The sequence below is a fragment of the Chryseobacterium culicis genome, from assembly GCF_002979755.1.
Lineage (GTDB): Bacteria > Bacteroidota > Bacteroidia > Flavobacteriales > Weeksellaceae > Chryseobacterium > Chryseobacterium culicis_A.
In genome coordinates, this window is record NZ_PCPP01000001.1 from 1370101 (window position 1) to 1388265 (window position 18165).

Consider the following 18165-nt stretch of genomic DNA (forward strand, 5'->3'; position numbering starts at 1 on the left):
AAGGTAGAGGTAAAATATTTCGTAAAAAATAATCTGACAATAGATTCGATCTATTTGAATTAAAATTAATCTTAGCTCCTGAAAAAAGAATAATTTAGCTAAAAATAAAATTTCATGTTTTCAAAATTAGTTTGCGGTACACTGCTATTCTTTTCTGCAGTGGGCTTTGCTCAAAAATCTAAAGCGATCAATACTGTTTTAATGGGAGGAAAGGAAGTTCACACCTACGCCAAATTGCCGGCTTTAAATAAGCCCGCTCCTAAATTTACCCTTACAGATGTCAATATGAATGATCAGACCTTGGATTCCTACAAAGGAAGGTATGTTATTCTGAATATCTTCCCAAGTGTAGATACCGGAGTATGCTCTGCATCCGTACATCATTTCAATGAAGAGGCTGGAAACCTTCCCAATACAGTAGTACTTTGTATTTCTAAAGATTTACCATTTGCCCAGAAAAGATTCTGTGGTGCTGAAGGGATCAAAAATGTGGTCATGCTTTCAGACTTCCGTTCAGATTTTGGATGGAACTATGGAGTGGAACTGGTAGATTCTGCAATGAAAGGACTTCTGAGCAGAGCTGTTGTGGTAATAGATCCTTCAGGAAAAGTCATCTATGAAGAGCAGGTGGCTGATATTTCACAAGAACCCAATTATGAAGCAGCTATTGCCGCTGTGAAATAGTAAACTTTGGCTTTAAAATAAGAGGCTCCGGCGATCTTCGATCGCCGGAGCCTCTGTTTATAATCACCTTCTGTATGCATCACAAAAGTACCCGAACGGGTAATTTCAATTTAATCCAATGCAGTGTACTTTTAATCTATTAAAAAACACTTACAATGGCAACAACAGAATTTTCAAAAAAGTTATCAAACATTGCCCTAGGGCAATATAAAGAGTACAGAAATATGGATGAAGGGGATGCAAAACTAAGCGTACAGATCAAAAAATACTGGACGGATCTGAGTGAGACTTTCGAAAGCGTAGAAGTACCATGGTCTGCCGTATTTGTTTCCTGGTGTGTAAAAAAAGCGGGTGCTATCAAAACCGAGTTCCGGTTTGCAGTGTCTCATTCAAAATTTGTTCACTTTGCTATTCAGAATACAATAAGTGGCAAAGGAGTATTCCGGGCGAGAAAAATTACAGAATACCGACCTAAAATCGGCGATATTGTTCATAATAACAGAAGTGGCAACAAATTCGATTATGCGTATGCTCAAGCTCATAATTCTTATGAATCACATTCTGCAATTGTAATAGAAACAGGAGAAGATGATGAGGGGAATTATCTTATTACCGTTGGCGGAAATGAAGGAGACTCTATCAGACAGAAAGAAGTAAGACTTGACCATAATGGTCTTATTATACAAAGGTCTTCCAATCCTTTCATCTCCATCATTGAAAATTTAAAATAGCACCATTAAAAACAAAAACCATGGAATTTAAAAATTTACCTTCAGGGGTCAGCCAGTCTACCGCCAATAAAATTGCAGAAGTCATCAGTACTTTTGAAAACGGAAAACGTTCCGGAGGCTATGATGCCTATGTCGCTTACAGAGATAAAAGATTAAACGATAATTACTACAGACAGATCACCTATGGAAGGTTTCAGACCACGGAGTTTGGAAATCTTAAAAAGCTGATCGAAATGTATATAGAAGCAAACGGGACTTATGCAGACTTTTTCAAAAGCTATGTCAATGAAATAGGTAAAATAGAAGGAGGCATTCCCGTATCCCTTTATCAGAATGAAGAATTTGTAGAAACGTTGAAAAAAGCAGGTAAAAATGACCCGATCATGCACACGGTACAGGAAGCTTTTTTTGATTTGAGGTATTTCCAGCCAGCCTTAAACTGGTTCAAGTCAAATGGCTTTACTCTTCCCTTATCTCTACTGGTTATCTTTGACAGTTATATCCATAGTGGAAGCATCCGAGAATCGCTTCGTAAAAAGTTTCCGGAATATCCGCCCAATATGGGAGGTGATGAAAAACGATGGATCACCCAATACACTGCTGCAAGACATGCCTGGCTTTCTAATTATGAAACCAAAGAAGTAAGAGCGTCTGCCTACAGAACCCAAACTTTTAAGAACTTAATTGTTGATGACAACTGGAAACTTGAAAAACCTTTTAAAACCCAGGGAGTTCAGTTTTAAAAATAAAATTAATAACCACAAAACCTGCTTATTGCAGGTTTTTATATGACTGCTTTTTAAACTTCTACTAATTTTTGGTAGTAATCAGAACTACTCCATCTTTAGCCTTTTTACCATACCGATCTACAGCAGCTTCACCAGAAAGAGTACTGAAACTTTTAATATCTTTCGGGTTCAATGCTTTCATTTTCTCAAATGAACTTGCTTTACCATTGATTACAATCAAAGGTTTAGCTGTAGGTTGTGATAATGGAGCTCCCATTCTGACAGGTTTTTCACACACCACAGGCTTCCCTATAACTCCACTCACAGCTACTTCGCCTTTTATCGTCTGAGATTTTGTATCCTGTCCATGGACTGTATTCACTATACTACCTGCCATCAAAAGTCCCAATGTTAATGTTCCGGCTATTGAAAAATTTAAATTTTTTCCCAACTGATCTTCCCGAAATCTTCCACATATATTTTCCTCCAAATTGAAACGGGCTACTAATTCTTCATCTGAAAAACCGGTAAAATCATGAACAGTCTTTGAACAGACCGCACAAAATTTACCTTTTTCTTCTGGGGTCATTGCATTCCAGTTTTCATGACAGGGTTTGGGTATGGTAATTTTCATAATGCTCTTTTATTATAAAGATGCAGTGATGGTAAAAAAGGTTGGAAAGAGTTGTGAAATTTTCTAACATTTTAAGTTTTGTTGAAAAATTGTTTACATAGTCTTCCTACGCGTTCGCCTTGTCATTCCGTAGGAATCTAAACTCTTATTTTTTTCATCAATCCAAAAGCTTTCACTGCATAGATTTCTATGGAATAACAATAAGAACGTAAAAAGCTCGCCAATGACTAAGAAATCTTACTTCTCTGCAATTTCTGATAAAAAGAAATATTTTTTTTCGGGTAAAATTTTGCATATTTGTAGAAAATACGGGTCATGCAAAAAGAAAAACTACGCAACGTAAGAAAGAGAAAAGGCATCACACAACAGCAGGTTGCTGACATCATCGCCACAGATGTATCCAACTACAGCAGAAAAGAAAGTGGAGATGTAAAGATTTTCAATGATGAATGGGAAAAAATTGCCCGTTTCCTGGAAGTCCCTGTAGAGGAAATCTTTGAAGAAGAGGAGGCTAAACAAATTAATCATTTTGATAATATCACTGAAAGTAGTGGCTTTGGAAATAATATAAATGGTAATCTTTATTGCAATGTTCCAGAGTTCCTTCTTGAAAGCCAAAGAGATTATATAGAAATCTTGAAAAAAGAAAACCAGAGATTACAAGAAGAGCTAGATGCTCTCAAGAAAAAATAATAAAACTCAGCGATATGCTGAGTTTTTTTGTAGGGTAGTTGGGATCAACGCTAAGGCGCAAAATGATATTAAAAACTTTCTGTTGTAAGGCGCCAGGATTTTATCTCCGATAAAATTTCACACTACCACTGTCATTCCGAACCCAAGGTGAAGCAATCTCAATGTTCTCTAACTGATTGCAGATAAATAGGAAAAGATCTGGGAGATCTGTGAAATCTGCGGGAAAATAATCACATATTACCTGCTGAAAATCTTAGATTTTCTTGCGCTTAAAAATAATACTTAAGCCTAAAAAACTTGCGACTTTGCCTATTTCCAACAACAAATCAAACAATCTATTTCTGTGGAGTTTCACCACTCTGTTTCTTCTCTGACGAAGAGTTTTTTGCAGCCTTCACCAGCTCATTGGTATCACTGTACAGCAATTCCCAGCCTGGAACCAACTTCATTGCTGTGAGAAGATTCATATAAGTTTTCAATGTTTTCTCCAGATCTTTACGGATGGCACTGGCACTCGTCATTTGACGAAGATCTGCATTGGCTCCTGCCTGCTCTGCAAACAATATTTCAAAAGCATCCTGCTTAGCTTTCATCTCTGCAAATGCTGCGTCAAGAGAAAGAAGTGTAATCTTCTGTTTGTTATCTGTCGTTTCTAATTCTTCTATAAGCTTTTTCATCTGAGCCGTTTGTGAAGAGTAACTCAGCCTATCCAGATTCAGCCCAAAAGTTTTGAATACTCCGTAGAGATCCTCTGCCAGCTGATGGTTGGCTGCAGAAGGCAGTTTACGATAGCCATTCAGGAAAGATTTCAGATTGGTATAGGCAATATCTCTTTCGTGATCGGCGGTAGCCACATCTTTTCCTTTTCCGCTGTAGATCTGCTTTGTATATACCTTATCGTATTCCGTATAGGAAGACACCAAAGCTCCTACAAGAGGATGATTGTCGATAACAGGATATTTTCCGGATTGGGCATTAGAAAGAATTCTCTGAGCTAAAGTCGCAAGATCTTTAGTGCTCAGCTGTGTGAGGGCAATTTTCATTTTTTTGTGTTTTTTGGATTAATAAATTAACACTCAAATATAGAAAAAAGTTGTTGGGTTACAAATATACTTGCAACAAACATCCAAAAGCGTTAGAAGGTTTCCCCCGACTTGCTGGAGACTTCTAAAGTTCTTGGGAGGTTTCAAACATACTTGTTTTTAATAGACAGAGGGCTTGGGAGGGGTGTTTTATTAGTGTTTTAGAGTTTTGGAGAGATTGGGAGGTTACAAACGGGATATTTTGAGGTTACGGAAAACCGTAAGGAATCATTCCCTAACGTATATATATTTGAAACTTATAAGATTAATATATGCTTAGAAAAATTGGATTATTCTTTCTTTCGTTATGGTTCTTATTTGTTATGATTATTATTATAACTGCTAAAATTCCATGTTATCTTGAAAATGATTTTGAATTTGTTGGTATTAAATACTTAATTACGAACAATATAATTCCTTTGTCCTGTGTAATCGCACTAATAATAGGGCTATTCTCATTTATTGATTTCAATTATCAAGTAAAAGGAACTCCTGAGCTTTCGTTTAAAATTTCAGAAATTGAAAATATCGACTATGAGCATTTGACATTTTTAACAACATACATTATTCCTTTAGTATGTTTTCAATTTGAAAACATACGGTATGTAATTGTTTTTTTATTCATCCTTTCAGTAATAGGTATAATTTATATAAGAACTGACTTATTTTATGCAAATCCTACATTAGCAATACTTCAATTTAGAATATATAAGGTGGAGGGTCAATTCAGAAATGGAGAAACAAGAAAATCAAGAATATTAATCACAAAGGAAAAACTATCAATAAACGACAGAGTAAAGTATTTTAAACTTGACGACAGAATTTATTATGCATCAAAAATAACATCAAATGAATAAAATTCAATTAGACACAGCCTTAAATTTTTTATCAAATCCACAAGGCGAATTACAGATAATAATTTATGCATTAACTAACCAAAATGAACAGCCTCAAAAACTAGATATTAAAGCAGAAGACTTAGTTGCACTTAAAATATTATTTATTAATTCTATCAATAATATAATAATTGAAAAAAATGATTATTTCGTTCTACCTTTATCGACAGCAGATGAAAGAGGAAAAACTTTTTATCAATATGATCTTGAAATTCCTGATAAGCTAAGATTATTAGAATCTGTAATTGGTAATGATAGATTATCAAATTTCAATTTGCGACATGCCAAATTTGCTGATATAAAATCATTAATTATTGTATTGGCTGACAATAATAATGAAATAACATTATTTAAAAATGTTTCTCCTATTGAAATAATTGGAAGAGGAGGTACATTTTTAAAAATATCTAATCATCGATTTGAAAAATTTGATGAAGAACTACTGAGAATCTCACCTAAATTTCAAGTTATAAGAGTAAATGATGAGATAATAATAATAGATTTACCTTCCATTGAAAAAAGCTTCGGAATTCATGATGTAATTATCAGAGAAGCTACAACAAGTCTAGAAGTAATTGAAAGAATGAATATTGTAGCTAATATAGATTCTCTTACTGAACTTGTAAATGATATTACATTTGCACGTAAACTTACAAAAGTTGCTAAAAGTTCCCCAGTTTTAAAATTAAATATTCCAAATATTGACATTATTGCATTCTCAAAATCACATCCTTTAACTAGAAGAAAAATTAGATTAAATGAGGATGAAACACAATTCAATCTGGATACTAAAGTTTCTAAAGATTTATTTATTAAAATATTAAACGATGATTTATTAACATCAGAATTAACTAAGCTATATTATGATACTCTTGCTAAAGATGGAATTGAGATCGAAGATGATATCATTGAAGAAATATAAACATATTCTAAAGTAGAATGTTATTCTTTGTTACCGTGAAATTTCAACCTTCTGCTTCAAAAAAATAACTCTAACAAAATTAAAAATCAAGGCTTTTATTTTCAAAAACAAACATAAAATATCTAAAAGATATTTTAGAGTTTAAACTATTATTAACCTATTAACAAAATTTTAATTTTGAAGTATTAGAAAATCCCATGTGATTTTTTGTTGGGGAATCATAGAGGCACAAGTTTTTCAAATATCTAATATCTGTTGAGATTCCTACGGAATGACAAAGAGGACGCTAAAAAGTTTTCCGATAATTGTGTGAGTAAGATTGATCCTTTAAAAACACATTAAAATATACACCATGGTTGTCATTCAGAGCGAAACGAAGTGAAGCATGGAATCTAAAACTACTTGAGAAAGCAGAGATTCCTGTGGAATGACAAACTGTGTGGATAATCTAAGCGCTCATTTTGTATTTCCGAAGGACACTAAACTCTTATTACAAAAAGAAATAAAACACGATAAAAACATCAATAGCATTGGGCTTTAGCCCGATATAAAAAAGAAGAATACAAAAAAAACTTAATTTTAAATTTCGGCTAAAGCCAATCATATTATGTACAAAAGAAAACGGGCTAAAGCCCGTTCCTACTGATGTTGAGATTCTTCATTCCATTGCATTTCACTCAGAATGACAGTTTCCTTACTACTATCAGTTAAGATTCTATCAGTATAGCACCATCTTTCAAGGTTATATACTTCTGTCCTAATTCCTCTGCAACGCTTTTCATATCATTTTCATCAAATACATGAGGAATATAGCATTTCTCGTGTGCAAATAACCCGTAATGAATGGGAATCAGTTTTTTAGCATGTAAAAGATGGGCTGCCGCAAAGGCTTCTTTCAGATTAAGGGAAGCGGGAACCGGACTATATTCCAACCCGATGATTTCAAAGTTCACTACAACTCCGTTTACGGGTAAAAAGGCATAGTCTATGTTTGGGTTTTCCTTTCCAAACTTCCAGAACTGGTTGTGCCAGATGGTATCTCCACCATGAAAGATCTTTGTGGTTCCATCATCAACAATCCATGAAGACTGTATTTCTCCTATTCCATCCATGGCAAATACGGGTTTGAAGGTGATATTATTTTCTGTAAAGGTTTCGTCAAGATTCAGAGTAATAATTTCAACATCTTCTACCAGCTTTTTTACAATGGCTTCCAGCCCTGCATAGACAATCAGTTTTCCATCTTTCTTTAAGCATTTTTGGATTACCCTTTTATCAAAATGATCAAGGTGCATATGCGTAAACAGGATGTAGTCTGCCTGTACATGATCTGAAAATGCTAAAAGATTTTCTACAGCATCACCCAACACAGGTTTATAATAAGAGAAATCTTCTACGGCATCTATTAAGATCGTTTTGTTGTGAGAAGTGAGGCGGATGCCTGCCCAGTTTAGTTTTTGTATTTCCATATTCTTTTTTAGCAAAGGAAAAGACTTACGGAAGGCAAGACAATAAACAAAAGATAATTAATGAGGATGTTTTGAGGATGGGAGATGGAGGATGGAAGATGGAAGTTATTGAGGTGATAGAACAACTATTCCTCTCTTTTATTTACAATAATTTTCCAAATTAATTATTAAAACCTACAGAAAATATGAAGACTGGAAATAACTTCCAGCTCCCCTCATCCAGCTTCCAGCTTCTTACAGAATACGCTTCCTGATTCGGCTTAAGGAAATAGGCGTAATGCCAATATAGGAAGCAAGGTATTTCAAAGGAATATTCTGTATGTAATGAGGTTTGTTTTTCAGTAGGTATTCATAGAGATCCTGAGGGGTATTTTTCAACAGCAACATTTCTCTTTTCATAGCCGCATTGAGCTTTCTGCTCAAATAGTAGTTCTGTACAAAACGACAGTGTGGGTTTACAGCAAACAGATCTTTTACCTCATCCAGAGTGATTTCCCAGGCCAAGCCACTGTTGAGAGATTCGTAAACTGTATCAGAGGTTTTTTCCTCGACTGTAAAAATATCACCGGGAAAGTAAAATTCTGCACAGATTTCAGTATCAATATCTGAGGTACTGTTGATGTAATATTTCCGGACAAGCCCGTCTTCTACAAGATAGGCTCTATTGTCCGGAAATTGAGTTTTCTTTATAAATTCAACCTCAGCAAACTTTTCCCATACAGGATCACTATCCTCTACGTTCAGGTGTGAAAACAGTTGTTTGTTGATGACTGCCACTGTTGAATTTTATGTATTACAATAAGTTTTCGTCTACAAGGTTGGGAAGGGTCACTTTCAGATTCGGTTCTACTTCCATTGCTCTTTTAATCGCAAAAATAGCACCTTCGTTTCTTGCCCAGCTTCTTCTTGAAATTCCGTTGTTTACATCCCAGAAAAGCATAGATTTCAGTCTTCTGTCGGCATCATCGCTTCCGTCAAGCAGCATTCCGAAACCTCCGTTGATAACTTCTCCCCAGCCAACTCCACCACCATTGTGAATGGAAACCCAGGTAGCCCCACGGAAACTGTCACCAATCACATTATGAATGGCCATATCCGCTGTAAATCTTGATCCGTCATAGATATTGGAAGTCTCTCTGTAAGGAGAATCTGTTCCTGAAACATCATGGTGGTCTCTCCCTAATACGACAGGACCTATTTCTCCATTTTTAATAGCTTTGTTGAAGGCTTCTGCAATTTTCATTCTTCCTTCAGCATCTGCATAAAGAATTCTTGCCTGTGAACCTACCACCAGTTTATTTTCCTGTGCTCCCTTAATCCACTGGATATTATCTTTCATCTGCTGCTGAATTTCTTCAGGAGAGTTTTTAACCATTTCTTCTAATACTGTACATGCAATATCATCTGTTTTCTGCAGATCTTCAGGATTTCCGCTGGAACATACCCAACGGAACGGTCCAAAACCGTAATCGAAACACATAGGTCCCATAATGTCCTGAACATAACTTGGATATTTAAACTCTCTGCCCAATGTCGGATTTTCTGCCATTACATCAGCTCCGGCTCTGGAAGCTTCTAATAGAAAGGCATTTCCGTAGTCGAAGAAATACGTTCCTTTTTCTGTATGTTTATTGATGGCTGCAGCATGTCTTCTCAAAGTTTCCTGAACTTTTTCTTTGAATAATTCAGGGTTTTCTGCCATCATTGTATTAGATTCTTCAAAGCTTTGTCCTGCAGGATAGTAACCACCAGCCCAAGGATTGTGAAGGGATGTCTGATCTGATCCGATATCGATTCTTAAATCTTCCTGATCGAATTTCTCCCAAACCTCAACAATGTTTCCAAGGTAAGCCAAAGAAACGGTTTCTTTATTGGCCTGTGCTTCTCTTACTCTTTTTACCAAAGCATCAAGGTCTTCATGGATTTCATTCACCCATTTCTGATCATGACGGATCTTTGTAATCTTCGGATTTACTTCAGCACATACAGTAACACAGCCTGCAATATTACCTGCTTTTGGCTGAGCTCCACTCATTCCCCCTAATCCTGAAGTTACGAAAAGACCTCCTTTCGACTCTTTTTTAATTTTTCTGAATGCATTTAACACTGTAATCGTTGTTCCATGAACAATTCCCTGTGGACCAATATACATATAACTTCCCGCAGTCATCTGCCCGTATTGGGTAACGCCCAACGCGTTGAACTTCTCCCAGTCATCCGGTTTTGAATAGTTCGGGATCATCATTCCATTGGTTACAACCACTCTAGGAGCATCTTTATGAGACGGGAATAACCCCATCGGATGCCCTGAATACATTACCAACGTCTGTTCATTACTCATTTCCGACAGATACTTCATGGTCAGCAGATACTGAGCCCAGTTTGAGAAAACCGCTCCATTTCCACCATAAGTAATCAATTCATGAGGGTGTTGTGCTACGGCATAATCCAGGTTATTCTGAATCATCAGCATAATCGCTTTTGCCTGCTCAGATTTTCCGGGATAGTCTGTGATAGGCCTTGCTTTCATTTCATAATCCGGACGGAAACGATACATATAAATCCTTCCGTAATCTTCCAGTTCCTGCTTAAATTCAGGAATCAGTTCTGCATGAAACTGAGGATCAAAATAACGTAATGCATTCTTCAATGCCAGTTTTTTCTCTTCTTCTCCTAAAATTTCTTTACGCTTCGGAGCATGGTTGATATTGGTTTCGTATGGTTTTGGTTGTGGCAGCTGATTAGGAATCCCCTGCTGTATCTGTTCTTGGAATGTCATATTGCTATTTAAAGATCTATGTTTTAAACAATGTTTGAAGTTTTAAAGATATTCAAAATAGGAAATATAGGCAAGAGGGGAAGGGAAGAATGGTTTAAAGTTTAGGGTTTAGGGTTTAGGGTTTAGGGTTTAGGGTTTAGGGTTTAGGGTTTAGGGTTTAGGGTTTAGGCAAAATTATGAAAACTGTAAACCAGCCGTCATTTGATATTAAATACTATATTTGAATAAATGCACCTGAATTCCCCTCCAAGGGAGGGAAATTGCCCTTACCCATATTAGTTGTTATTTCACATAAAAAAACCTTACTGAAATTCAGCAAGGCTTAGTCTGTTATTATCAAATGTTAGGTTAAAACATCATCGTTTTCTTCTTCATGGTCATCTTCATTATCGCTGAGGCTCCAATAATTATTTTCTTCATCTTCCTCTCCTATTTCTTCCATTTCATCATCATCTTCTGCTCCGGGAATATCTAATCCCTTATCAATTTTATCATCGTCAAAATCTTCATCCAAAATAGGATTTCCGTCTCCATCGAGCGAAATATGTTTTTCTCTCTTAAATATATCTTCGTTCGGGTTATAATCCATCTGTTCTAACCTTTTATTCTGTTCATTAATATTTTTCTCTGGTGCCATACTATTTAAGATTTTAGGTTTATATATTCAGAACAAAAATAATTCCAAGTTATGATGAATGATCAGAATAAACGTCAGGATTTGCACAATTTGTCATTTTTTCATTTTTCGAAAACGCGATGATATTTCCTGCGGCAAGTCTAGCCATCCCATTTCGGGCTTCAACCGTAGCAGATCCGATGTGCGGAAGAATACAGACACTGGAAAGTCCAAGAATAGGATCATCTGCGGACATAGGTTCCGGATTGGTAACATCCAGGCCTGCTCCCCAGATTTTCTTATCAACAAGCGCCTGATAAAGATCTTTTTGGTTGTGAAACCCTCCTCTGGCTGTATTGATAAAGATCGCATTCTGTTTCATCTGTTCAAATATGGACTCATTGAATAGCTCTTTATGCTCAGGGGTAAAGTTGGCATGAACACTCAGCACATCTGATTTATGAATCAGTTCATCAAAAGAAACATAGGTTGCGTCTAACTCCTTTTCTGCTTCTTTATTGGAGTGGCGATTGTGATAAATAATGTTCATCCCAAAAGCTTTTTTTGACTTTTCGGCCATTTCGTAACCAATACGCCCCAAACCAAAAATTCCCAGTGTTTTTCCGTACAGTTCCTGTCCTAAAGCATGTAAAGGATCAAATGTTCCCCAGTTATCCTCTTTCACTTTCTGGAAATTGTAGCTTGCTCTTCTTGCCACAGCCTGCATCAGTAAAAATGCGACATCTGAAGTTGCTCTGCTCAAAACATCCGGAGTATTTCCTATCGGAATGTTCCTTTGAGTGGCTTCTTTAATGTCTACATGATCAAATCCTACAGAATACAGAGCGATGGCTTTGATATTGGGGCAGGCATCAAAAAAATTCTTATCATATCTGAAGTCTCCACCTACATTCAGGAGGGTATCTGCATTTTTACAGTAGCTCATCCATTCTTCGTAAGAAAGGTTTTCTTTTTCCGGAAATAGTATTTCCAGTCCTGCTTCTTCCAGCATTTTAATTCCTGTTTCCGGAATTCTTTTATTGATAAAAACTTTCATTGTACTATTGTTTAATGATTTTTTAAATAAAAAAACCTCACTCGCAAAAAGTAAGGTTATTGAACTTTAATATTAAAAAAAATTATTTCTTTTCATCTGAATGTTCTATTCAAGATCTATTCTATTTTCTGTGATGGTGATTTTATACTGGGGGTTTTAATTCCATCAATTTTCATTCCGAAATGGAGTTAAAAGATTTTAAATTTTGGGTAATTTTCATTAATAAAAAAAGGATTACGTTTCGTTCCTAATGATAAGATTGGTATAGAAAAGAACTGGTGTTTGAGACCAGTGCATCTACCAATTCCGCTTGTCTGATACAATTATTGATTGGTATTGCCCAGCATCGGAACAAATTTATACGCTCCAAATTCTTCTTTTTCAAATTCTGTAGGGCCTACTTTGGTAAATCGGTATAAAACCTGTTCATTTGTCGGGCCTAATGGAATTACCATGATTCCTCCCACGTTCAGTTGTTTTAAAAGTTCCGTAGGCAATGTGGAAGCACCACAGGTTACGATAATTTTATCAAAGGGAGCAAAAGTAGGAAGTCCGGCAAAGCCATCTCCAAAGCTCTGGAATTTTGGAAACAGATGAAGTTCTCTGAGTTTCTTTTTAGAAAAATCAAAAAGGTCTTTCTGTCTTTCTACCGTGTAAACATGAGCTTTCATCGTCATTAGAATAGCAGTCTGGTATCCACATCCTGTTCCAATTTCCAATACTTTTTCGCCTGGTTTTACCTTCAGCAGTTCAGACTGTTCCGCTACCGTGGAGGGATGGGAAATTGTTTGATGCGCCAGAATCGGGAAAGCCCGGTCTTCATAGGCAAAATCTTCAAAAATACTCTCGATAAAAAGGTGTCTTGGAACTTCACTCATTGCCGAAAGTACATTTTCATCCGAAATTCCAATTCTGTTTCGAAGATAATCGACTAAAATCTTTCTTTTTCCTTTATGTACAAACGAATCCTGCATTTGACAAAAGTAAGAAATTAGAAATTAGATTTCAGAAATTGAAGCAAAGAATTATCCACAAAAATAAAGCAATCAAAAAATGACTGCTTTATTTTTATTTCTTAATTCCACTTTATCGGATAAGGTCCGTAAAAATCGCTGAAGGTATTGTCAGCACATCTTTTTCTCACAAAAAAGTTATAATTCACTGTTTTACTTAACCCTACATAAATGGCTTTTTGACCTGCAATCACTAATTCTCCACTTGCCGGTGGCACAAAACTGGTCGTTAAGACCGTTTCATATGCAGAAACCCCATCATTCTCCCAGGATACTGTAGCTTCAAAAATAGAAGAATTCAAAGAAGAGGCTGTTTTTGAATACGTTGCATACCCTGGTTTTATACAAGTTGTGGTATTGCTGGCCAAAACAGTAACAGGTCCCGCCCAGTTGCTTTGTCCATTGCCTAACCCACAATTTTTTCTCACATACAGGTCATATTTATTATCCTTATAGAGAGGGAGATTATAGGAATTCTTATAGGTGACAACTGTGGTTCCCTTTCCTAAAGAGAAACCATGTTCGCCATACTGTATTTCATAATATCCTTCGCCCTGACTAATAATCTTCCACGAAAGCAGGTTATTTCCTTTTTCAAATATCAGGTTTGTTGGAGTTCCACATTTTGCTTGCGGATCATATGGACTATCTCCTATACATCCTGCAGTACATAATCCCAAGATGAATAAAATCGAAATTATTCTTTTCATAGTTATTTTCTGACCGTGAATTTACTGTAATTTCCTAAATGAATAAACGTGTTCAGTCTTGAATATCTCCAAGTGAAAAGTCATGTATTTTATAAATGTACATTCACTATCTTTACAAAAATTTAATACAGCTATGTTAAAAGCAGGTTTGGTAGGTGCCGGACACTTGGGGAAAATACATTTAAAACTTCTTAATCAATCAGATCGATATGAATTTGTAGGTTTCCATGATAAAGATGTTGAAAACGGAAAGAAATTAGAAGCCGAATTCGGGTATACCTATTTTGAAAATTTCGATGATTTATTGGAGCAGATTGACATGCTTGATATTGTCACGCCAACAGTTTATCATTATGATTATGCTTTAAAAGCCATTGAAAAAGGGCTGCATTTCTTTATTGAAAAACCGGTAACCCAGACTCTTGAGCAGGCGGAAGAAATTCTTCGTCTGTGCCAGGAAAAAGGAATCAAAGCACAGGTAGGACACGTTGAAAGATACAATCCAGCTTTTATTGCGACTAAGGAATATATCAGCAATCCGATGTTTATTGAAATCCACAGGCTGGCAGAGTTTAATCCACGTGGTACGGATGTTTCTGTGGTATTGGATCTTATGATTCACGATCTTGATATTTTATTAAGTATTGCGAAATCTAAAGTGAAAAACATTCATGCTAGCGGTGTTTGTGTAGTAAGTAAAACTCCGGATATTGCCAATGCAAGAATAGAGTTCGAGAACGGATGTGTAGCGAACCTTACGACTTCCAGAATTTCTATGAAGGCAATGAGAAAAAGCAGATTCTTCCAGAAGGATGCTTATATTTCTGTTGATTTCCTTGAGAAAAAGGCTGAAGTAATCAGAATGAAGGATGCTCCTGAAAACCCTACTCCATTTGATATGATCATTGAAAATGCAGAGGGAGAAAAGAACCAGATTCTATTTGAATATCCGAATATCCAGCCTAACAATGCTATTTTGGATGAATTAAATTCTTTCGCAGATGCTATCACAGGCGACAAAAATGTAGAGGTTTCTCTTGAAGACGGAACTGAAGCTTTGAAAGTGGCTTTAGAAATTATGAAACTGATCAGTTAAAAATATACTGTTTTCCTGAACAGCAACAGAGATAATGCTATCTTATTAATCAGAAGAAATTGGTTATGAGATAGCATTTTTAATTTCTGGGGTTCACAATTGAGGCAATAAATCTCTGTTCTTAAATATCAAGAGAATAAAAACTTTTCATCAATAATTACTGATTTATTAATAAAAAATCCTTTTCAAAATAAAAAAACAATATATTTGAGGAATAATTCAATAAAGTATTGAAAGATTTTGTTTTACATATATGGATATCGGGCAAATTCAATGAGCTGAATACAGGTTCATCTTGTGCTGTCATCATTCATTATAATTTCTAATATTTCCCTATTATTTTAAACCATTGAAACTACTATGAAAAGAGCCATTCTATTATCTGCACTTTTATTGTCTCAATTTGGGACATCACAATTACTGAAGACTTCAGGACAAAAAATCGTTAATGATAAAGGTGAAAATATTCAATTGAAAGGTCTTGGGCTTGGCGGTTGGATGCTTCAGGAAGGATATATGCTGAAAACTGCTGATTTTGCAGGACCTCAGTATAAGATTAAAGAGAAAATTGCTGAATTAATTGGTGAAGATGGAATGAATGAGTTCTACAAAGCTTATCTTAAAAATGGTATCACCAAGCAGGATATTGACTTTTTAGCCAAAGCTGGATTCAATTCTATCAGGCTTCCGATGCATTACAATCTTTATACACTACCTATTGAAAAAGAACCCGCAAAAGGAAAAGATACATGGCTGGAGGAAGGTTTCAAAATGACTGATGACCTGCTCCAATGGTGTGCTGATAATAAAATTTACCTGATTTTAGACCTTCATGCTGCTCCGGGCGGGCAGGGAAACGATGCCAATATATCTGATAACGATAAGTCAAAACCATCGCTTTGGGCTAATGAGGAGAATCAGAGAAAAACTGTTGCCCTATGGAAAAGGCTGGCTGAACGATACAAGGACAGTCCCTGGATTGGAGGTTATGACTTAATTAATGAACCTAACATCAATTTCACAGGGAAAAATCCGAATGGCACTGATGAAATGTCCAATGCCCCGCTCTGGAAACTTCAGAAGGATATTACAGTAGCCATCAGACAGGTTGATAAAAAGCATCTTATTTTCATTGAAGGAAACGGATGGGGAAATAACTATAACGGATTGCCAGCTCTATGGGACGATAATATGGCGTTCAGCTTCCATAAATACTGGAACTATAATGATGATCAGACACTGAAATTTGCTCTGGATCTTAGGGAGAAATACAATATTCCTATCTGGCTTGGAGAAACCGGTGAGAATTCCAATGTATGGTTTACGGAACTGATCCAGCTTTTGGGTAAACACAACATCGGGTATGCATTTTGGCCTATGAAAAAGATTGACAATATTGCAGGAATTACCAATGTGAAGACTACTCCTGAATATGAAAAGCTATTGGATTACTGGAAGAACGGTGGTGAAAAACCTTCTCAAGATTATGCAAAAAAAGCTTTATTACAGATTGCCGACAATTATAAGCTGAACAATACGGAAATTAAGAGAGATGTGATTGATGCGATGTTCAGACAGATCACGGATGCATCCACAAAGCCCTTCAGAAATCATCAGGCTCCGGGAAGAATTTTCACTTCGGAATATGATTTGGGAAGAATGGGTGCTGCGTATCTTGATAAGGATTTCATTAATCTTTGGGTAAGTGATCCGGCTAAAAGATCAGAATGGAATTCCGGACAGCAGATGAGAAATGATGGGGTCGATATTTATCAGTGTAACGACAAGATTACTAATCAATATTACGTAGGAAAAACAGAATCCGGAGAATGGCTTCAATATACTGTTCAATCAAAAGGAGACAGAACTTATACATTGGATATCCGATATGCAGCAGCCAATGATTCTAAAATAAGAATTGAAACGGCTTCCGGAAAAGTCTTAGCTACAGTATCACTGGCATCCACCGGAGGAAATGAGAACTGGAAAACAGTTTCTGCAAAAAATATCAGCCTTAAGAAAGGGGAAAACAAAATCAGAATTTTCTTTGAAAATGATGGTGCCAATCTGAATTATTTTGAACTAAAATAGTAATAATTATCTTAAATTGCAGCTCTCTTCCGGTCTTCGAAAGAGAGCTTTTTTAATTACATTATTATGAAAAAAACAGCCCTTCTTTTTCTTCTGATTTCAGCATTCACTTTTGCTCAGACATCACTATTGGAACAAAAAATAAATTCAATTCTTAAGAACAAAAAAGCCACTGTAGGAGTTTCTGTCTTAGGTTTTGAAAATGGTTTCAAATATGATAAAAATGCAGACAAAAAGCTTCCGATGCAAAGTGTATTTAAATTTCACATTGCAGCAGCAGTTCTGAATTTTGTAGATCAGGGAAAGCTTTCTCTGGGTCAGAAAGTTCTACTGGACAAGTCCAATTTATTAGAAAATACATGGTCGCCGCTTCGTGATCAATATCCCGGAGGAAATGTTGAAATTCCGTTAAGTGAAGTGATTGAATATACGGTTGCCAGAAGCGACAATAACGGCTGTGATATTCTTCTCAAATTATTGGGAGGAACCCAGACTGTTCAGAAGTTTATGGATTCAAAAGGGATAAAAGGATTTCAGATCAAATATAATGAAGAAGCCATGCATAAGGACTGGAATGTTCAGTATGAGAATTACAGCACTACAAAATCTGCGGTTGATGCCCTGAAAAAACTGTATGATGGGAAATTATTATCAAAAAAATCTACGGATTATCTGATGAAAGTAATGTGGTCTACTTCAACGGGATTGAACAAAATGGTGGAGCAACTTCCCAAAAACACTCCTGTCGCAAGAAAAACGGGAGCTTCCGGGAAGAATAAAGCAGGTTTAACGGGGGCAGAAAATGAAATAGGAATCGTTACTTTACCTAATGGCAAACATTATGCATTAGCTGTATTTGTCAGTAATTCAATGGAAACCGATGCGGTTAACTGCAGGATGATTTCGGATATTTCCAGGGAGGTTTGGGAATATTTTAATAAGTAAAATTTTAAGCTTATTTTTA

General features: G+C 36.0%; 18 protein-coding genes. 9 read left to right on the top strand and 9 right to left on the bottom strand.

Annotated features, from left to right (window positions below; all coding sequences use genetic code 11):
* The first annotated feature begins 114 nt into the window (after nucleotides 1–114).
* From tpx to CQ022_RS06400, 3 genes are all read left to right on the top strand, one after another.
* Nucleotides 115–684: a thiol peroxidase gene (gene tpx, locus CQ022_RS06390; protein WP_185126794.1), complete on the top strand. Its 570-nt coding sequence runs from the start codon at nucleotides 115–117 to the stop codon at nucleotides 682–684.
* A 155-nt stretch (nucleotides 685–839) separates the two neighbouring features.
* Entirely contained in the window at nucleotides 840–1415 is a 576-nt protein-coding gene (locus tag CQ022_RS06395) for a DUF2272 domain-containing protein (RefSeq protein ID WP_105680624.1), read from the top strand.
* A 20-nt stretch (nucleotides 1416–1435) separates the two neighbouring features.
* Nucleotides 1436–2158, top strand: coding sequence for a chitosanase (locus CQ022_RS06400; RefSeq protein ID WP_105680625.1), 723 nt, complete (start codon nucleotides 1436–1438; stop codon nucleotides 2156–2158).
* A gap of 67 nt (nucleotides 2159–2225) precedes the next feature.
* On the opposite strand, the gene CQ022_RS06405 is transcribed toward CQ022_RS06400, so the two are convergent.
* Nucleotides 2226–2777: a hypothetical protein gene (locus CQ022_RS06405; RefSeq protein WP_105680626.1), complete on the bottom strand. Its 552-nt coding sequence runs from the start codon at nucleotides 2775–2777 to the stop codon at nucleotides 2226–2228.
* Nucleotides 2778–3092: 315 nt separating this feature from the next.
* On the opposite strand from CQ022_RS06405, the gene CQ022_RS06410 reads away from it, so the two are divergent.
* The gene (locus CQ022_RS06410; RefSeq protein ID WP_105680627.1) at nucleotides 3093–3470 is read left to right on the top strand and encodes a helix-turn-helix domain-containing protein; all 378 of its coding nucleotides are present in this window, start codon (nucleotides 3093–3095) and stop codon (nucleotides 3468–3470) included.
* A 335-nt stretch (nucleotides 3471–3805) separates the two neighbouring features.
* On the opposite strand, the gene CQ022_RS06415 is transcribed toward CQ022_RS06410, so the two are convergent.
* Nucleotides 3806–4513: a DUF6261 family protein gene (locus CQ022_RS06415; protein ID WP_105680628.1), complete on the bottom strand. Its 708-nt coding sequence runs from the start codon at nucleotides 4511–4513 to the stop codon at nucleotides 3806–3808.
* Nucleotides 4514–4824: 311 nt separating this feature from the next.
* On the opposite strand from CQ022_RS06415, the gene kwaA reads away from it, so the two are divergent.
* Together kwaA and kwaB are read left to right on the top strand one after the other, a co-directional pair.
* Nucleotides 4825–5409, top strand: coding sequence for an anti-phage protein KwaA (gene kwaA / locus CQ022_RS06420; RefSeq protein ID WP_105680629.1), 585 nt, complete (start codon nucleotides 4825–4827; stop codon nucleotides 5407–5409).
* Nucleotides 5402–6370 (top strand): anti-phage protein KwaB, encoded by a 969-nt coding sequence (kwaB, locus tag CQ022_RS06425; protein WP_105680630.1) that lies wholly within the window; start codon nucleotides 5402–5404, stop codon nucleotides 6368–6370. Before kwaA ends, kwaB begins: the two co-directional genes overlap by 8 nt.
* Nucleotides 6371–7077: 707 nt before the next feature.
* Here the strand turns inward: kwaB and CQ022_RS06430 are convergent.
* From CQ022_RS06430 to CQ022_RS06460, 7 genes are all read right to left on the bottom strand, one after another.
* A complete protein-coding gene (locus tag CQ022_RS06430; RefSeq protein WP_105680631.1) occupies nucleotides 7078–7839 on the bottom strand; it encodes an MBL fold metallo-hydrolase in 762 nt (253 codons plus the stop codon).
* 234 nt (nucleotides 7840–8073) lie between these two features.
* A complete protein-coding gene (locus CQ022_RS06435; RefSeq protein ID WP_105680632.1) occupies nucleotides 8074–8616 on the bottom strand; it encodes a Crp/Fnr family transcriptional regulator in 543 nt (180 codons plus the stop codon).
* A 16-nt stretch (nucleotides 8617–8632) separates the two neighbouring features.
* A complete protein-coding gene (locus CQ022_RS06440) occupies nucleotides 8633–10618 on the bottom strand; it encodes a urocanate hydratase (RefSeq protein ID WP_105680633.1) in 1986 nt (661 codons plus the stop codon).
* Between the two features lie 343 nt (nucleotides 10619–10961).
* The gene (locus CQ022_RS06445) at nucleotides 10962–11255 is read right to left on the bottom strand and encodes a hypothetical protein (protein WP_105680634.1); all 294 of its coding nucleotides are present in this window, start codon (nucleotides 11253–11255) and stop codon (nucleotides 10962–10964) included.
* A gap of 49 nt (nucleotides 11256–11304) precedes the next feature.
* On the bottom strand, nucleotides 11305–12291 hold the full coding sequence (locus CQ022_RS06450) for a 2-hydroxyacid dehydrogenase (protein WP_105680635.1): 987 nt from the start codon (nucleotides 12289–12291) through the stop codon (nucleotides 11305–11307).
* 323 nt (nucleotides 12292–12614) lie between these two features.
* On the bottom strand, nucleotides 12615–13265 hold the full coding sequence (locus tag CQ022_RS06455; protein ID WP_105680636.1) for a protein-L-isoaspartate(D-aspartate) O-methyltransferase: 651 nt from the start codon (nucleotides 13263–13265) through the stop codon (nucleotides 12615–12617).
* Between the two features lie 101 nt (nucleotides 13266–13366).
* A complete protein-coding gene (locus tag CQ022_RS06460; protein ID WP_105680637.1) occupies nucleotides 13367–14014 on the bottom strand; it encodes a hypothetical protein in 648 nt (215 codons plus the stop codon).
* Nucleotides 14015–14147: 133 nt separating this feature from the next.
* On the opposite strand from CQ022_RS06460, the gene CQ022_RS06465 reads away from it, so the two are divergent.
* The 3 genes from CQ022_RS06465 to bla-A all read left to right on the top strand — a co-directional run bounded on the left by CQ022_RS06465 (nucleotide 14148) and on the right by bla-A (nucleotide 18146).
* Entirely contained in the window at nucleotides 14148–15110 is a 963-nt protein-coding gene (locus tag CQ022_RS06465; protein WP_105680638.1) for a Gfo/Idh/MocA family protein, read from the top strand.
* A gap of 360 nt (nucleotides 15111–15470) precedes the next feature.
* The gene (locus CQ022_RS06470) at nucleotides 15471–17201 is read left to right on the top strand and encodes a cellulase family glycosylhydrolase (protein WP_105680639.1); all 1731 of its coding nucleotides are present in this window, start codon (nucleotides 15471–15473) and stop codon (nucleotides 17199–17201) included.
* 66 nt (nucleotides 17202–17267) lie between these two features.
* Entirely contained in the window at nucleotides 17268–18146 is an 879-nt protein-coding gene (gene bla-A, locus CQ022_RS06475) for a CGA/CIA family class A beta-lactamase (protein ID WP_105680640.1), read from the top strand.
* The last annotated feature ends 19 nt before the right edge of the window (nucleotides 18147–18165 follow it).

What these genes read in the sequence shown, in the direction of transcription:
- tpx (WP_185126794.1), top strand. Translation starts at nt 115, where the DNA reads ATGTTTTCAAAATTAGTTTGCGGTACACTGCTATTCTTTTCTGCAGTG.
- CQ022_RS06395 (WP_105680624.1), top strand. Translation starts at nt 840, where the DNA reads ATGGCAACAACAGAATTTTCAAAAAAGTTATCAAACATTGCCCTAGGG.
- CQ022_RS06400 (WP_105680625.1), top strand. Translation starts at nt 1,436, where the DNA reads ATGGAATTTAAAAATTTACCTTCAGGGGTCAGCCAGTCTACCGCCAAT.
- CQ022_RS06405 (WP_105680626.1), bottom strand. Translation starts at nt 2,777, where the DNA reads ATGAAAATTACCATACCCAAACCCTGTCATGAAAACTGGAATGCAATG.
- CQ022_RS06410 (WP_105680627.1), top strand. Translation starts at nt 3,093, where the DNA reads ATGCAAAAAGAAAAACTACGCAACGTAAGAAAGAGAAAAGGCATCACA.
- CQ022_RS06415 (WP_105680628.1), bottom strand. Translation starts at nt 4,513, where the DNA reads ATGAAAATTGCCCTCACACAGCTGAGCACTAAAGATCTTGCGACTTTA.
- kwaA (WP_105680629.1), top strand. Translation starts at nt 4,825, where the DNA reads ATGCTTAGAAAAATTGGATTATTCTTTCTTTCGTTATGGTTCTTATTT.
- kwaB (WP_105680630.1), top strand. Translation starts at nt 5,402, where the DNA reads ATGAATAAAATTCAATTAGACACAGCCTTAAATTTTTTATCAAATCCA.
- CQ022_RS06430 (WP_105680631.1), bottom strand. Translation starts at nt 7,839, where the DNA reads ATGGAAATACAAAAACTAAACTGGGCAGGCATCCGCCTCACTTCTCAC.
- CQ022_RS06440 (WP_105680633.1), bottom strand. Translation starts at nt 10,618, where the DNA reads ATGACATTCCAAGAACAGATACAGCAGGGGATTCCTAATCAGCTGCCA.
- CQ022_RS06445 (WP_105680634.1), bottom strand. Translation starts at nt 11,255, where the DNA reads ATGGCACCAGAGAAAAATATTAATGAACAGAATAAAAGGTTAGAACAG.
- CQ022_RS06450 (WP_105680635.1), bottom strand. Translation starts at nt 12,291, where the DNA reads ATGAAAGTTTTTATCAATAAAAGAATTCCGGAAACAGGAATTAAAATG.
- CQ022_RS06455 (WP_105680636.1), bottom strand. Translation starts at nt 13,265, where the DNA reads ATGCAGGATTCGTTTGTACATAAAGGAAAAAGAAAGATTTTAGTCGAT.
- CQ022_RS06460 (WP_105680637.1), bottom strand. Translation starts at nt 14,014, where the DNA reads ATGAAAAGAATAATTTCGATTTTATTCATCTTGGGATTATGTACTGCA.
- CQ022_RS06465 (WP_105680638.1), top strand. Translation starts at nt 14,148, where the DNA reads ATGTTAAAAGCAGGTTTGGTAGGTGCCGGACACTTGGGGAAAATACAT.
- CQ022_RS06470 (WP_105680639.1), top strand. Translation starts at nt 15,471, where the DNA reads ATGAAAAGAGCCATTCTATTATCTGCACTTTTATTGTCTCAATTTGGG.
- bla-A (WP_105680640.1), top strand. Translation starts at nt 17,268, where the DNA reads ATGAAAAAAACAGCCCTTCTTTTTCTTCTGATTTCAGCATTCACTTTT.